This window comes from Arthrobacter rhamnosi (assembly GCF_054510855.1).
Window position 1 is genome coordinate 97,881 of sequence record NZ_JBTNDT010000004.1, and the last position, 14,904, is coordinate 112,784.

Genomic DNA, 14,904 nt, shown 5'->3' on the forward strand with positions numbered 1-14,904 from the left:
CGCTACGCCTCCAGCAGGCCCCGGATGTCCTCGGCGGTGAGCGCGGAGCTGAAGACGGCGTCGTCGTCCATGACCGAGGTGAACAGCTTGGCCTTCTGCTCCTTGAGCTTCATGACCTTCTCCTCGATGGTCCCCGTGGACACCATGCGGTAGACCATGACGTTCTTCGTCTGCCCGATGCGGTGGGTGCGGTCCACGGCCTGCGCCTCCGAGGCCGGGTTCCACCAGGGGTCGAGGAGGAAGCAGTAGTCCGCCTCGGTGAGGTTGAGGCCGAAACCGCCGGCCTTGAGGCTGATGAGGAACACGGGGGCCTTGCCGTCCTTGAAGGAGTCGATGACCTCGCCCCGGCTGCGGGTGGAGCCGTCGAGGTACGCATACTCGATGCCCCGGGCGTCGAGCTGCTCGGCGGCCTTCTTGAGGTAGGACGTGAATTGGCTGAAGACGAGCGCGCGGTGTCCCTCGGCGAGGACGTCCTCGAGGTTCTCGAACAGGACCTCGAGCTTGGCGGACGGGACGCCCTCGTGCTCGGGATCGACGAGCGAGGCATCGAGACTGAGCATGCGCAGCAGGGTCAGGGACCGGAAGACGATCATCCGGTTGCGGTTCATGTCCTCGATCAGGCCGAGGAGCTTCTGCCGCTCGCGCTGCAGGTACGTCTCGTAGATGCGCCTGTGCTCGGGATGGAGCTCCACCTCGAGGACCTGTTCCTGCTTCGGCGGGAGGTCGGACGCGACGGCCTCCTTGGTGCGGCGCATCATCAGCGGCCGGATGCGCTTGCGCAGCCGCACCAGCGGCCGGTTGTCGCCGATCTTCTCGATCGGCGTCCGGTAGTCCTCCGTGAACTTCCGGGCGGAGGGGAACAAGCCCGGCGCCACGATGTTGAACAGGGACCACAGCTCCATGAGGTTGTTCTCCATGGGCGTTCCGGTGATGGCGAGTTTGAAGGGCGCGTCGAAGTCCTTCGCCGCCTGGTGCACCTTGGACGCCCTGTTCTTGACGAACTGGGCCTCGTCGAGCACGAGCCCGGACCACGAGAGGTCTTGGTAGGCGGAGAAGTCGAGCCGGAACAGGGTGTAGGAGGTGATGACGACGTCGGCGTCGCCCACCTGCTCGCGGATCGGGACGCCGGAGGCGCCCTGCGTGTCACTGATCGCGGCGACCTTGAGGCCGGGCACGAAGCGGTGCGCCTCCTTGGACCAGTTGGGCACCACGGAGGTGGGCGCGACGACGAGGAACGGAGCGTCGAGCCCCGTGCTCTCCTTCGCGTAGGCCATGAGCGCGAGGGCCTGCAGGGTCTTGCCGAGGCCCATGTCGTCGGCGAGCACTCCGCCGAGCTGGTGCCGCCACAGGAAGGCGAGCCAGCTGAAGCCCTCCGCCTGGTAGGGCCGCATCTCCGCGACGAGGCCCGCGGGTGCAGGAGTGGCTTCGACGTCCTGGAGTTCGAGCAGACCGCTCACGGCGTCACGCCAGGACTGCGCCTGCTCCGTCTCCTCGGCGAGGTCCTCGAAGTCCGCCCACAAGCCCGCCTGGTAGCGGCTGATCTGCAGGCCGGACTCGGGGTCCCACTCGCTCAGCGCGCGGGCCTCCTCGATGAGTTCGCGGAGCTGGTCGAAGACGGGCTGCTCGAGGGACAGGTAGCTGTTGTCGACGAGCTTCAGTTTCGTCCGGCCCTGTGCCAGCGCACGGAAGATCGAGTCGAAGGGGATGGTGCGCCCGCTCACCGTCACCATGACGCCGAGGTCGAACCAGTCGCGGTTGTCCGTCTCGACGGTGCTGATGCGCAGCGTGGGTGTCTCCGTCAGCTCCCGGTAGTCCGGCTTCTCGCCGACGACGTCCACGCTCACGCCGTCGAGCTCCAGGAGTCTCGGCAGCACGTCCTCGGCGAACTCCACGGCCTGCATGTCCTCGAGCTTCTGGGACTTCAGGGGCAGGGCCCCGAGGACCTGGCGGACAGCAGCGGCGAGCGCGTCCTCCGCGTCGGTGTCGCGGTAGCCGTCGTCGCTGCCCGGACCACCCCGGCGGAACGGCCTGCGCTGCACGGCGTCGCCCAGGGGGTAGTCGAAGTGCCAGTCGAGGGTCACGGACCCGTCGGCGCCGTAGGCCGTCGTCAGGACGAGGACCGGGGGCTGGATCTCGGGGAGCTCGACGGTGCCGTCGCTGCTCTCCACGGAGATGGACTGCCGCAGCTTGGGGTAGTACTCCTGCAGGAAGAGGGACTTCTCCTCCTCGGGGACGACGACGGCGCGGCCGCGCTGCAGGAGCTCGATGTCCTTGGGCGTGAGCCTCCGCGAGGTCGGCGCGAGCGTGATGGTGTCATCGAGGGCCACGGTGTAGATGCCGTGGGTGCTGATGACGTGGGCGGTCTCCGAGGGGTGGGGCCGGCCGTCGACGTCGAGGGCCGGGCAGAGCTGGAGTGAGCCGTCCTCCGTCTCCGTCGCGTCGAGTTTCAAGGTGGCGCGGGCGGCGAGCTCGATCGTCACCGATTTCTTGGACCCCACGAAGGCGATCCCGAGGCGCTGCGCCTCATCCAGCAGCTGCCACAGGAGCGGGTTGCTGAAGTCGTCGAGGTACAGCCAGGAGTCGTTGTTGCCGAAGTAGTTGACGCCCGTCCCGCGGTGCAGCGCCGGGAACTGGGAGAACCAGCGGTGCTGGTCGGGGTCGAGCTTCAGCCCGTACGTCTGGTAGCTGATGCTGCCCCAGGACAGGTTGTTCTTGATCCACTTGCCCTTGCCGTTCTGGCTGACCGGCCGCACCCCGAGGCGCGTATTGAGCGTTCGCTGCCCCTGGCGCTGGGCTGCCGACCCCCACCGCTGGACGGCCACTTCGGGGGTCCGCAGCTCGAACTGGAGCCCGAGGGGCGTCAGCGCCGCCGCCGGGCTCTCGTCGGAGCCGTCGGCGTCGAGGAGCTCGAGGAGGGAGGCCTGCCAGCCTTCCGGAGCCGACGGACGCGGCGCGGGCCGTGCGCCCAGTTCGCGCTCGTGCTGCGCGAGGAGGTTCTCGGTGTTGCTCTGCAGGGCCGTGGCGGCGACGTGCTTGCAGTCCGCGCCGACGGGGCAGCTGCAGAAGTTCTCCAGCGGGCGGAAGCGGCCGTCGCCCTTCACCCCGAGGCGGAGTTTGGTCCGGTAGTCGGAGGGTGCGGTGCCGCGGACCTTTCCGGTCAGGATCTTGGACTCCGCATCCCACGCGAGGGAGCTGACGGCGCCGTCCTTGGCGTAGGTCTGTCCGCGCTGGAACGCAGCCCCGCCCACGATCCGGATGATGTCGGTGACATCGACCATGGGGTGGCTGGAATTGGGCATAATTCCATGCTCTCACGCGAGGGTGACGCCCCGGGCCACAGGAGTCCGCTTTCGCGCGCAGCTGCCCGCCACCGCGCGCCCGGATGCTGCGGCCGGCTGCCGCCGCCCGCCCGGATGCGGGTCCTGGACCATGCGCCCTGACGGTGCAACCGGATGATGGGTCGGAATGCCTGCCCTACTGTTGGTAAGGGGGCTGACAAACGCCGGGGTCGGCGGAAACGGAAGAGGTCGTGCGTGTTCGAGGTACCCAGCATCATCTATGCGGCGGCGGGGCTCGCCGTGTTCGCCGCCGCGCTCCTGCCACGGCTGCTCATGCGCGCGCCGGTCTCGATGCCCATGGTGTTCCTCGCCGCGGGCATCCTGGTCTTCGGTTTCGCGCGTGACCTGCCCGATCCCGACCCGCTGAAGTACAGCGACGTGGCGCTCCACCTCAGCGAGGTGTGCGTGATCATCTCGCTCATGGGAGCCGGGCTCGCCCTGGACCGCAGGGTGGGCTGGCGCAGCTGGTCCACCACGTGGCGCCTCCTCGGCATCGCGATGCCCCTGTGCATCCTCCTCCTGACCCTGATGGGGCTGTGGCTGCTCGGGCTCGGCCTGGCCTCCGCCCTGCTGGTGGCTGCGGCTCTGGCGCCGACCGATCCCGTCCTCGCCTCCGAGGTGCAGGTCGGTGAGCCGTCGGAGTCGGAGGAGGACCTCGGTGCCGAGGACGAGGTGCGCTTCGGGCTGACGTCCGAGGCCGGCCTCAACGACGGGCTGGCCTTCCCCTTCGTCTACCTCGCCATCCTGATGAGCACTGTCGGGCTGGCGCCGTCCGCCTGGTTCCCGGAATGGATCCTGCTCGACGTGCTGTGGCGGATGATCATCGGCTGTGCCTTCGGGTTCGGCATCGGCAGGCTGCTGGGCCGTATTTTCTTCCGGACGCCGATCAAGAGCGTCCGCCTCGCGAACTACTCCGAGGGTTTCGTGGCGCTGGCCGCGACGTTCCTGACGTACGGACTGACCGAAGCCGTGGAGGGCTACGGTTTCATCGCGGTCTTCGTCTGCGCCGTCACCATCCGGGCCGGCGAACAGACCCATGGCTACCACGGAGTGCTGCACAGCTACATCGAGCAGCTGGAGCGGCTCCTGACCGTCGTCGTGCTCGTCCTGCTCGGCGGCGCCGTCGCCCGGGGGCTGTTCGAGGGCCTGCGACCCCTGGAGGTGGTGGTCGCCGTCGCGTTCATCCTGCTGGTCCGCCCGCTCACCGCCTGGCTGAGCCTCGCGCGTGGCAAGACCGGCCCCAGGGAACGCACCGTGCTCGCCTTCTTCGGGGTGCGCGGGATCGGCTCCATCTACTACCTCAGCTACGCGCTGTCGAAGGGCGAGTTCGCGGCGGACGAGACGGCACTGTGGCGGGTCGGCGGACTCGTCATCGTCCTGTCGATCGTGGTCCACGGCATCACTGCCGCGCCCGTCATCAACGCCCTGGACCGCGCCCGCCAGCGCAAGGCGCGCGCGCAGGGCGATGAGGCGCAGGCGCCGAACACCCCCGTCTAGCCGCACCCGCGTCAGCCGAGCGGAGCCTTCCGTTCCAGGGCCGCCCGGACCAGCAGCCCGCCGACGAGTGCCCAGAACGCCCCTCCGATCCCGAGGACGGACAGGCCCGACGCCGCCAGCAGGAACGTCACGGCGCCGCTCATCCGGCCCCTCGCATCCTGAAAGGATGCCGTCACCGCCGTCGCCATGGTGCCGATGAGCGCCAGGCCGGCCACGGCCTCCACGAGCCCTGCCGGGGCGGCGCCCACGACGACGACGAGGGCACCCGAGACGCCGGCGAGCACCAGGTAGGAGAGCCCGGCCGTCAGGGCCGCGATCCAGCGGCGGTCCCGGTCCTCGCCTGCGCCTTCCCCGGCGGACAGCGCCGCGGACAGGGCCGCGAGGTTGACCGCGTGCCCGCCGAAGGGCGCGACGACGGCGGTGCCGAGTCCCGTCACGGCGAGCGCCGGCCGCCAGGGTGCCCGGTAGCCGAAGGACGCGAGGACGGCGACGCCGGGGAGGTTCTGCGACGCCATGGTCACCACGTAGAGGGGCAGGGCTATGCCGACGACGGCGGCCGGATCCAGGGCCGGCAGGGTGACGGTGAGCGTCGGTGCCAGGGAGGAGGGGTCGATGACGGTCCCGTGGAGGGTGAGCTGGACGCCGATCACCGCCAGGGCGGCGGCGAGGGCGAGCGGAACGGCCCACTTCGGCACGAGCGCGGAGGCAGCGAGCCAGACGGCGATCACCGGGAACACCAGCAGCGGGATGGAGCCCAGGGACTGGAAAGGGGCCAGGCAGAGCGGCAGCAGCACGCCTGCGAGCATGGCCTGGGCGAGGTGCTGCGGGATCCGGGCGACGAGGCGGCCGAGCCAGGGCACCGCGCCGGTCAGGGCGATCAGGACGCCCGTGACGAGGAACGCGCCCACCGCTGCCGGCCAGCCTCCCGCCGGGATGCTCGCGCCGGCCAGGAGGGCGGCTCCGGGCGTGGACCAGGACAGGGTGACCGGGAGGCGGTACCGCAGCGACAGCAGGACGATCCCGACGCCCACGACGGCCGTCAGGGCGAGCAACCCCGAAGCAGCCTGCTCCGGCGTGGCGCCGGTGGCCCGCAGTCCCGCGAGGACGACGGCGAAGGACGACGTGAAGCCGACGAGGGCCGTGACGACCCCGGCGAGGACGGGTTCGTGCAGGCCGGGCCGGACGGCGGTACTCGTGTGCACCGGGGTCTCCTGTTCGGAACGCCGAGCGCCCAGTCGATCGAAGTGTTCTGTATATGGAACGGCAAGCGTAGGATGCGGGGATGCCCGAGGACAAGCCCGACCGGACCGGATCGCTCCGAACCGCCGTCGCCCGGCGCATCACGGCGCTGCGACAGGAGAAAGGGCTCTCACTCAGCAGCCTGGCCGCCCGGGCAGGGATCGGCAAGGGCACGCTGTCCGAACTCGAGGCCGGCACCCGCAATGCGACCCTCGAGACCCTGTACGCGCTGGCGGGTCCGCTGGGAGTTCCACTGACCGGCCTCGTGGGGGACGAGACGGGCCGCAGCGTGTCCGACGGCGTGGTGGACGCCCGGCTCCTGTCGGTCCGCCTGCACGACGACGGCGGGACCACGGAGATCTTCTGGCTCACCATCGCCGCCGGCGGCACGAGGACCTCGCCACCGCATGCCCCGGGCACCACCGAGCATCTGCGGCTGGTGCGGGGGAGTGCGCAGGTGGGGCCCCGGGGCGCCGAGCGGCCGGTCGACGCAGGCGGGTCGCGGTCGTGGTCCGGCGACACGGTGCACTGCTACGGGTCCGCGGAGGGAGCCGAAGGAGTCCTCGTCATCGAGACTCCGAGGGGGCCGGCCTGAGCAGGGTCAGGTAGGGCCGATCGGACGCCCGCGTCCCCTCAGCCGTTGCGGACCTGCTCCAGGCGCCGCTGCACGGCTTCCAGTTCGTCGCTGAGGGACTGCAGGCGCGCGGTGTTCTGTTCCACGGCGAGTGCCCGGACGAGGGAGTCCTGGCGCTCGCGGAGCGCCGTCTCGGAGGTCGGCAGGTCGGGATTCGGCATGCTCCCAGTCTCGCAGAGCGCGGCCTGCCGCGGCGTGATATCGGCCACTGCCCTGCAGGGCCCGGGCCCTGCAGGAAATAGATGCGCCGAGGCAACCGTTCCCTCAACAGGCCCACGACTGCCGTCGTGGTTCTGGAAATCGAGAGGTGCATCCATGACTGTCCCCCTGTCCATCCTGGATCTGGCGCAGGTCGCCGAGGGTTCCACTCCGGCGGAGACGTTCGCGTCCAGCGTGTCGCTCGCGCAGCACGCCGAGACGTGGGGCTACCGCCGTATCTGGTACGCGGAGCACCACAACATGGGCAGCATCGCCTCCTCGGCCACGAGCGTCCTGATCGCCCACATCGCCGCCCACACCTCGAGCATCCGGCTCGGTTCCGGCGGCGTCATGCTGCCCAACCACTCACCGCTGACGATCGCGGAGCAGTTCGGCACCCTCGAGAGCCTGCACCCCGGACGCATCGACCTCGGGCTCGGCCGCGCCCCGGGGAGCGACCAGGTCACGGCCCGCGCGCTGCGCCGCGATCCCGCGTCCGCGGACAGCTTCCCGCAGGACGTCCTCGAACTGCAGGGCTACCTCACGGGGGAGACGAGGGTTCCCGGCGTCCAGGCCACCCCCGGCAAGGGCACCAACGTCCCGCTGTACATCCTCGGGTCCTCGCTTTTCGGCGCGCGGCTCGCCGCTGCCCTCGGCCTGCCCTTCGCCTTCGCCTCCCACTTCGCGCCGCAGGCCCTGCAGGATGCCGCCGCGATCTACCGCCGGGAGTTCAAGCCCTCCGAGCAGGCCGACAGGCCGCACTTCATCGCCGGGGTCAACGTGATCGCGGCGGACAGCGCGAACGATGCGCACCACGAGTTCCACGAGGCGATGCTGCGTCGCGTGAGCCTCCTCCTCGGGCGCGGCCAGACCTTCACGCGCGAGGAGTCCGAAGCCATCCTCGCCTCTCCGGGCGGCCAGCAGATGGCCGACATGGCCCGCTACAGCGCGGTGGGAACGGCCGACGTCGTGCAGGACTACCTGGACCGATTCGCCGCCCAGACCGGGGCGGACGAACTCATCATCGCGACGCAGGCGGGCAGCACGGAGGCGTGGCTGCGCTCCTTCGAGCTGGTGGCCGACGCCATGCTTCGCGTCGGCGCCTGAGGGCCACGAAAAAAAGAACCTCGCACTTCTGCTTGCCATCACCCTCCAACGTTTGGTTAAGTAGGACCTAGTTGTAGTGTTGCGCATTTGAATTTCGCGCGGTTTAGCCCTCGCGGGATAGGCCGCGTCTCTGAAAAAGCGGACAAGCACGCCGCGACTGGGGCGTTCCGAAAGTCGGAGCGCGTCTGAATTTCAGAAGGATGAACAAAAAATGGCAACAGGTACCGTGAAGTGGTTCAACGCTGAAAAGGGCTTTGGATTCATTGCTCCCGACGACGGAAGCGCAGACGTGTTCGCACACTTCTCCGCGATCAACGCGAGCGGCTACCGCTCGCTCGACGAGAACCAGAAGGTCAGCTTCGACACCGAGCAGGGCCCCAAGGGTCCCCAGGCGTCGAACATCCAGCCCCTCTAAGGCTCGGATCTTCAACTAGATCTTTTCGAAGAAGCAGGATGGACTCCGGTCCGTCCTGCTTCTTCGTTTAACTCGCCGGGCAGCGGACGGGGTCGCCCGTCAGGAGACGCCGGCGCAGAGTCCGATGAAGGCGCCGAGCTCCTCGAGGGCTGCCGGCGTCGACGGCAGGTGGTGGGTCAGCCGGGGCGAGCGGATGAGGACGGCCCGCCATTGACCGCGTGAGACGGCCACATTGATGCGATTGCGGTTGAGCAGGAACCCGATGCCCCTCGGTGCCTCCGCAGCCGAGGATGCCGCCATGGTGACGATCACGACGGCGGCCTGCTGGCCCTGGAACCGGTCCACCGTTCCCACCCGGACGTCCCCGTACCCCGCGGCGGCCAGTGCCTTCCGCACGAGCTGCACCTGTGCGTTGTAGGCGGCCACCACGAGGATGTCGGTCTGCGCGAGGGGGCGGGGCGTGGCGCGCGCGTCCGGGGTCCAGGGAAGACCGAGGTGCCGCCGCACCTGAGCGACCACCTCCTCGGCCTCCTCGGGTGAGGACGTGGCATTGCCGGAATGCTCCACGGACACGCATTCGACGCCGGGTCCGGACCTCTCCAGGTGGCGGCCCCGGGCGGCCGGAGCCGTGGTGAGGCGTCCGTCGTAGGCGAAGGCGGACACCGCCCGGCACAGGTCCGGGTGCATCCGCCAGGTGTCCGCCAGGAAGTAACCGAACTCCGCCGGAAGGGTCGAGTGGCCGGCGGAGAGCCAGCCGAGCGCCGAGGCATCGACCGGTTCGGGGTGGGTCCCCTGGGTCACCTGCGGAAGCTGTTGTGGATCCCCGAGGAGCAGGAGCCGGGAGGCGGCCTGCGCCACGGCCATCGTGTTGGCGAGTGAGAACTGACCCGCCTCGTCGATGACCAGCAGGTCGAGCGAGCCCGCCGGGACCTTGCTGCCGGTCATCGTCCAGGCCGTGCCGCCGATGAGGCACCCGCCCGCCGTGCCGAGAAGGCGGGCGACGTCGTCGTCGGACCGCTGGTTCCAGGGCGTGGTGGGGTCCTCGGTCCGTTTGGCCACCAGCTGTGCGGGAACCCCCGCTTCCATCGCGCGGCACAGCAGGTTCTCGACCACGGCATGGGACTGGGCGACGACGCCGACCTTCCAGCCGCTCCGCACCAGTCGTTCGACGACGTCGGCGCCGACGTGCGTCTTGCCCGTGCCGGGCGGTCCCTGCACCGCGAGGTACGAGTCGGAGAGCAACCGCAGTGCCGCGGTGATCGCCTCCGCATAGCCGTTGCTCCCCGGCGGGACGGCGGGCAGGACGCCGCTCGAGAGGCGTGGCGGTATGCGCCGCAGCAGGTCGAGTGCAGGACCCGCGGGGATCCCGGGCAGCGCCCGGCCGACACGGTCCGCAAGCGCCACCAGTGCCTCCTGCAGGGACTTCGTCAGGAGGGGCTGGTCCGGGGAGAGGGCCACGGGCACGACGGGACGAGGCTCTGCACCGCGCTTCAGCTTCTCCCGGAGGACCGCTGTGACGCCGTCGCCGTCCTCCGACAGCTCCGTCACCTCGACCCCGAACCACCCGCCGCGCCCGGTGCCGCTGCTGTCCGCGACGTCGGCGCCGGCGGGCACGGGGGAGTCGTAGATGGCGAAGTAGGAGGAGCCCTCACGGAAGTCCGCGCCGGGCTGTAGCCGGGCTGTGACCTTCAGCGTCCGCACGGGGTTGGACCGGGACGTCGGCCGGGCCCAGTCCTCGACGACCTCCAGCGTGCGGAAGACCATCACATCGCGGGACTCCTCCCACTCGGAGGCGGGAGCCGCCAGGCGGTCGAAGTGCGACCACCAGAACTGCTTCCTCTCCCGCCGGTGGTAGCCCACCGCCGCCGCGACGAGGGCGACGGCCTGCTGGTCGGGGTGCTTCGCCTCCTCGGGCGACAGCCGCGCGAGGTGGTCCAGCAGCCGCGCCTCCTCGGGGGCGGGCCCGTAGGCGATCCGCTCCTCGGCGGCCGGACCATCCCGGTCCACCGGGTCTGGCCCCGCGTGGCGTACCCGGAGGCCGAGCAGCCAGTCCCGGAGCCGGAGCGTCGAGACGCAGTCGTACCGGTTGTAGTCGCTGATCCCGGCCAGGATCTCCGCCGCAGCGGCCTGCTCACCGGCGTCACGAGCGGTGCAGTAGGCGGCATAGGCGACGACGGAGGCGCCGGCATCCGTGACATCGCCCGAGCGGAGGTCGCCGTCCATGTAGAGGGGCTCGAGCTTCTTGAGGCTGTAGGAGCGTTCGGAGATGCGGAGACTGGAGCGCACGGTCTCGTAGAGGTCCATGAGCACACCGTCCCGCAGCAGCGTGTCCACGGCGTCCTCGCCGATGACGTGGACGAGGGACAGGCGGCGCAGCGCGCTCTTCTCGTAGGCCGCGTAGTGGTAGACGTGCAGGTCCGGATACTGCCGGCGGCGCTGCGCCACGTAGTCCAGGAAGTGGGCGAAGGCACTGCGTTCCTCGGCCCTGCTGTGCGCCCAGAACGGACGGAAGGTCGGCTCCGCCGCGTCGTCGGCCGGCTGTTCGACGACGCCGAACAGGTACTCGATGCCCCAGCTCCCATCCGCGGGGTCCTGCCACAGCGGATCGCCCTCGAAGTCGAAGAAGATGTCCCCCTTGCTCGGGGCGGGGAGCGACGCCAGGGCGTGGCCGGGGAGGACGCGGTAGGAGACGGTGTGCTCCCGGCCTCCGGCGTCGCGGTAGGTGACGCCACCGTCGACCTCCGCAGTGCCGAGCTGCAGGCGCGCCTGCTCCTGCAGCCGGGTGAGGGATGCATCCTCCGGGCGCGGTGCCATGGCGGCGAGCTGCTCGATCGTCGCGATGCCCTCGCGGCGCAGCCTCGCCCTGCGCTCCCCGGTCATCGAGGCGACGAGCAGCAGGTCGCGCGTCGCCTCGACCTGCTCCCCGCAGTAGTCGCAGCGGCCACAGGCGGCGAGGTCCGCCGTCTCCCAGGCCACGGGGTCCGGCTGGTTCCGGTGGCTGTGCACGAGGTCGAGGAAGCGTGCGCGGCGTTCGCGGAACACCGGCAGGAGGTCGGAGAGGCTGTGGACGCTGCGCGTACGGTCGCCGAGCACGAGCGTCACGTCCGGCGAGGTCGGGATGCCGGCCGCCTGCAGCTGATCGCCGTAGGCGGCGAGCTGGAGCAGGGCGCCGACCTTCGCGTGGCGCGCCAGCTTCGTGTCCCAGACGGCGTAGGAGCCGTCCCCCTGGCGGACGAGGAAGTCGGAGCGGCCGTGGAACGTGCCGTCGAAGAACGCCGCCTGGAACACCACGGATGCTCCCGAGCGCAGCGCGCGGATCGATTCCTCGTGCTTGTCCGCCAGGACGCCGCGGTCCATCACCGCGGCTGGTTCGACGTCGTACACGCCCGTGGGGTTGCCCGGCGACCAGAGTCCGTGCTCGGCCACCAGCTCGTCCAGCACCCTGCGCTCGTGCAGGTCGCCGAGGGCGGCCGCACGCTGCAGCATCTCGTTCGCGGCGAACTCGGCACGCTCGGCCCGTCCCAGCTTCTCGTCGAGGACGCGCAGGAGCCGGTACCCGCATTCGGAGGCCAGGACGAGGTCGGTCGCGGAGAACACGAGATCGGGGCCGGACGCCTTGGGGCCACCGTCGAGCAGGAACATGTGCTGCGGACCCTTCCGTCGTGCTGCCAGGACTCTTACAGTCCATCATGTCCCACCGACGGCCGTGTGACCCGGCCCACAGCAGGACGGGGCGGAGCGGTGCCGACCCCGGGGGATGGAAGAATTGGCAGTACCGACCACCGACCAGGAGCAACCCCCATGAACCCCCGCACGCTATTCCGCACCGTCGCCGTCGCGGAGGCGGTGACCTGGGCCTTCCTGCTGCTCGGCATGTTCTTCAAGTACGTCGCTCGCACCACCGAGGCGCTCGTGCCGCCGGCGGGAGCGGTGCATGGATTCGTGTTCCTGTGCTTCGTGGTCACGACGGTGTTCGTCTGGATCAACCAGCGCTGGTCCGTGGCGACGGGCCTGCTGGGGCTCGCGTCGGCGGTCCTCCCCTTCGCCACCGTCCCCTACGAGCGATGGCTCGAACGCCACGGGCGGCTCGCGCGGGCCTGGCGCCTCGCCCCCGGCGCCGAGGCACCCCGGAACCCCCTCGAGAACCTCCAGGCCTGGGTGCTGCGGAGCCCGCTCGCCGCACTGCTGGTCGCCGTCGCCGGCATCTCGGTGGTCTTCACCGTGCTGCTGATCGTCGGGCCTCCCGGATCCTCGAGCTGACGGGCGCACCATGACCGAGCCAGACGGCACCACTGACGACGAGCGGTACTTCCTCTCCGGCGGACGCCGCTGGCGCAGGGCCGATCCGTCGCTGCCCGAGGACATCAAGGCGCGGCTGATGTCCCACCTGGGTCGCGGCCGATCGGGTGTCCGCAACAGCGCCAGGGGCGACGACGGCGGAGCGCTTCCCCGCGCACGACGTACCGTCCAGCTGGCCAAGGAAGGGCTCGGCGAACGGGGGACTCCCTGGTGGGAGCAGTCCGAGGCCGAACGGACGGCCCGCTGGGCCGCCGCACTGAAGGAACTCGACGCGCTGCACCCGCAGCGGCCCGGCGGTACCGACCGGAAGCGGTCCGGGGATGACTGACCATCCCTCCGACGAGGCCCTGCGCGCGGAGATCCTGCGGATCGCCGAGCACCGGGGGAGTGAGAAGACGTTGTGCCCCTCGGACGCGGCCCGCAGCATCGGCGGCAACACCTGGCGGGAGCTGATGCCCGCGGCGCGGCGGATCGCCTTCGAGCTCGCCGGCGAGGGGCGCGTGGACGTCACGCAGCACGGGGAGCGCGTGGAGGCGGAGGCGCGGGGCCCCATCCGCATCCGTTGGGTGGACGGCCCCGACCGGTCCTGAGGTGCGGGGAATCCCGGACATCACGACGACGGCGGCACCCGGTGGGTGCCGCCGTCGTCGTCCCCGCGTCTACTTTTTGGCGAGCTCGGGGTGGTGGAGTTCGGTGACGTCGGGGTGGGCGCGGACGCGGCCCTTCAGGACGTTCGACCCGTAGGTGGACAGCATCGGGTTCTCCGGATCGTCCGTGATGCCGCGGGCCGCGGCCTTCAGGTCCTCCGTGAGCGGCACCGGCGCGATCACGGCGTCGAGGCGCGGTGACCAGAAGAACGGGACGGCGTAGCGGTCGACGCCCGCCGGGGGCGCGGTGACGCGGTGGATGGTGGCGGCAAGGTAGCCCTCGGTGGCCACCTCGAGCATCTCGCCGAGGTTCACGACGAGTGCCCCGGGTATCGGTGTGACCGGGACCCACTCGCTCGCGCTGTGGGGGAGGACCTCGAGGCCGCCCACCTCGTCCTGCAGCAGGAGGGTCACGAAGCCGTAGTCGGCGTGGGCGCCCACTCCCTGGGATCCGGCTCCCTCCACGACGCCTCCGACGTAGTGGACGAGCTTCGCCATCCAGGCGGGCGTCCTCTCGAACGGCTCGGCGAAGTAGTCCTCGGGGAGGTGGAGGGCGACGGCGATGGCCGAGAGCAGTTCGGCGCCGACCCGGGACATCAGCCCGGCCCAGGCCATCGCCTGCTCCTCGAGTTCGGGAAGGGTCTCCCGCGGCCACAGGTTTGGCCCCTGGAGCAGCCAGTACGGCTCGTCGGCGGGGTAATCGCTGAGCGGTTCACGCTCGGGGGAGAAATCGATCTGCTCCCGGGCGTCGGGCCTGCCGCGCGTGATCTCGGTCCCCAGTCCCGCGTAGCCGCGGAAGTGGGGCGAGGTGCGGTTGTGGATCTTCAGCCGCTCCTCGAGCGGGAGGTCGAAGAAGCGGCGCGTGACATCGAAGAGGTCGTCCACCTGGGTGGGCGCGGCGCCGTAGTTGACGACGTGGAAGAAGCCGACGGTGTGCGCGGCGTTGCGCAGTTCCTCGATGAAGCCGGGGTTGAAGGAACCATCGGCGGAACGTGCGGTACTGAGGTCAAGGGTGGGGATCGATCCCGTGGAATGCTCCATGCGGAGGAGATTACGCCCGTTCAAAGACGCTTCATGACTTTTCGTTACGCAGTATTGCGGCCGGGCCCACCGGTCTCCGGACCGCCCACGCCCGCCAGCCCGCGCACGAGGCGGAGGCCTCCCTCGGATCCCGGCCAGTGCCGCTCCAGCGCTCCCGGTCCGGCGCTCCGGACGACGGCGCGCAGGACGACGGCGACCAGCACGATGTCGTCCGCGTAGCCGATGACGGGCAGGAAATCCGGGACGAGGTCGATCGGCAGCAGAAGATACACCACGAGGGCGCCGAGCAGGAACCGGGCACGCCCCGGGACCGTCCGGTCCGCGGCGAGCCGGCGGATGAGCCGCAGGAGGTCCGGTCCGAGACGCAGCACGTCGGTCAGCGACAGGATCTCCGGGTGCCGCCTGGCGTAGAGGCCCAGGAAGAGGAGGAAGAGCCCGTAGGCCGCGAGGATCGCGACGCCGGCCTCCAGCAGCACGTGCCAGTCCACT

The 14,904-nt window shown here is 70.4% G+C and carries 13 protein-coding genes; 7 read left to right on the forward strand and 6 right to left on the reverse strand.

Annotated elements, in window-relative coordinates:
- Positions 1–2 precede the first annotated feature (2 nt).
- A complete protein-coding gene (locus ACX80I_RS09345; RefSeq protein WP_459344837.1) occupies positions 3–3,299 on the reverse strand; it encodes a DEAD/DEAH box helicase in 3,297 nt (1,098 codons plus the stop codon).
- Positions 3,300–3,533: 234 nt separating this feature from the next.
- On the opposite strand from ACX80I_RS09345, the gene ACX80I_RS09350 reads away from it, so the two are divergent.
- A complete protein-coding gene (locus ACX80I_RS09350; protein WP_459344838.1) occupies positions 3,534–4,835 on the forward strand; it encodes a cation:proton antiporter in 1,302 nt (433 codons plus the stop codon).
- 11 nt (positions 4,836–4,846) lie between these two features.
- On the opposite strand, the gene ACX80I_RS09355 is transcribed toward ACX80I_RS09350, so the two are convergent.
- Positions 4,847–6,037, reverse strand: a complete 1,191-nt coding sequence (locus ACX80I_RS09355) for a benzoate/H(+) symporter BenE family transporter (protein WP_459344839.1) — start codon at positions 6,035–6,037, stop codon at positions 4,847–4,849.
- An 80-nt stretch (positions 6,038–6,117) separates the two neighbouring features.
- Here ACX80I_RS09355 and ACX80I_RS09360 point away from each other — a divergent pair, with 80 nt between their 5' ends.
- Positions 6,118–6,669, forward strand: a complete 552-nt coding sequence (locus tag ACX80I_RS09360) for a helix-turn-helix domain-containing protein (protein WP_459344840.1) — start codon at positions 6,118–6,120, stop codon at positions 6,667–6,669.
- Positions 6,670–6,707: 38 nt separating this feature from the next.
- Here the strand turns inward: ACX80I_RS09360 and ACX80I_RS09365 are convergent, their stop codons facing one another.
- On the reverse strand, positions 6,708–6,869 hold the full coding sequence (locus ACX80I_RS09365) for a hypothetical protein (RefSeq protein ID WP_459344841.1): 162 nt from the start codon (positions 6,867–6,869) through the stop codon (positions 6,708–6,710).
- A gap of 154 nt (positions 6,870–7,023) precedes the next feature.
- Between ACX80I_RS09365 and ACX80I_RS09370 the strand changes: the two genes are divergently transcribed.
- Positions 7,024–8,013, forward strand: a complete 990-nt coding sequence (locus tag ACX80I_RS09370) for an LLM class flavin-dependent oxidoreductase (protein ID WP_459344842.1) — start codon at positions 7,024–7,026, stop codon at positions 8,011–8,013.
- A gap of 211 nt (positions 8,014–8,224) precedes the next feature.
- Positions 8,225–8,428 (forward strand): cold-shock protein, encoded by a 204-nt coding sequence (locus ACX80I_RS09375; RefSeq protein WP_026533290.1) that lies wholly within the window; start codon positions 8,225–8,227, stop codon positions 8,426–8,428.
- A gap of 99 nt (positions 8,429–8,527) precedes the next feature.
- On the opposite strand, the gene ACX80I_RS09380 is transcribed toward ACX80I_RS09375, so the two are convergent.
- On the reverse strand, positions 8,528–12,070 hold the full coding sequence (locus ACX80I_RS09380) for a TM0106 family RecB-like putative nuclease (RefSeq protein WP_459344843.1): 3,543 nt from the start codon (positions 12,068–12,070) through the stop codon (positions 8,528–8,530).
- Positions 12,071–12,229: 159 nt separating this feature from the next.
- Between ACX80I_RS09380 and ACX80I_RS09385 the strand changes: the two genes are divergently transcribed.
- From ACX80I_RS09385 to ACX80I_RS09395, 3 genes are read left to right on the forward strand one after another with little or no spacing between them, the layout of a single operon-like run.
- The gene (locus ACX80I_RS09385) at positions 12,230–12,688 is read left to right on the forward strand and encodes a DUF3817 domain-containing protein (protein ID WP_459344844.1); all 459 of its coding nucleotides are present in this window, start codon (positions 12,230–12,232) and stop codon (positions 12,686–12,688) included.
- A 10-nt stretch (positions 12,689–12,698) separates the two neighbouring features.
- Positions 12,699–13,055, forward strand: coding sequence for a hypothetical protein (locus ACX80I_RS09390; protein ID WP_459344845.1), 357 nt, complete (start codon positions 12,699–12,701; stop codon positions 13,053–13,055).
- The gene (locus ACX80I_RS09395; RefSeq protein ID WP_459344846.1) at positions 13,048–13,317 is read left to right on the forward strand and encodes a DUF3253 domain-containing protein; all 270 of its coding nucleotides are present in this window, start codon (positions 13,048–13,050) and stop codon (positions 13,315–13,317) included. Before ACX80I_RS09390 ends, ACX80I_RS09395 begins: the two co-directional genes overlap by 8 nt.
- 69 nt (positions 13,318–13,386) lie before the next feature.
- Here ACX80I_RS09395 and ACX80I_RS09400 read toward each other — a convergent pair whose 3' ends face one another.
- Positions 13,387–14,415, reverse strand: coding sequence for an isopenicillin N synthase family dioxygenase (locus ACX80I_RS09400; protein WP_459344847.1), 1,029 nt, complete (start codon positions 14,413–14,415; stop codon positions 13,387–13,389).
- Between the two features lie 44 nt (positions 14,416–14,459).
- Positions 14,460–14,903 (reverse strand): YkvA family protein, encoded by a 444-nt coding sequence (locus ACX80I_RS09405; protein WP_459344848.1) that lies wholly within the window; start codon positions 14,901–14,903, stop codon positions 14,460–14,462.
- Position 14,904 lies beyond the last annotated feature (1 nt).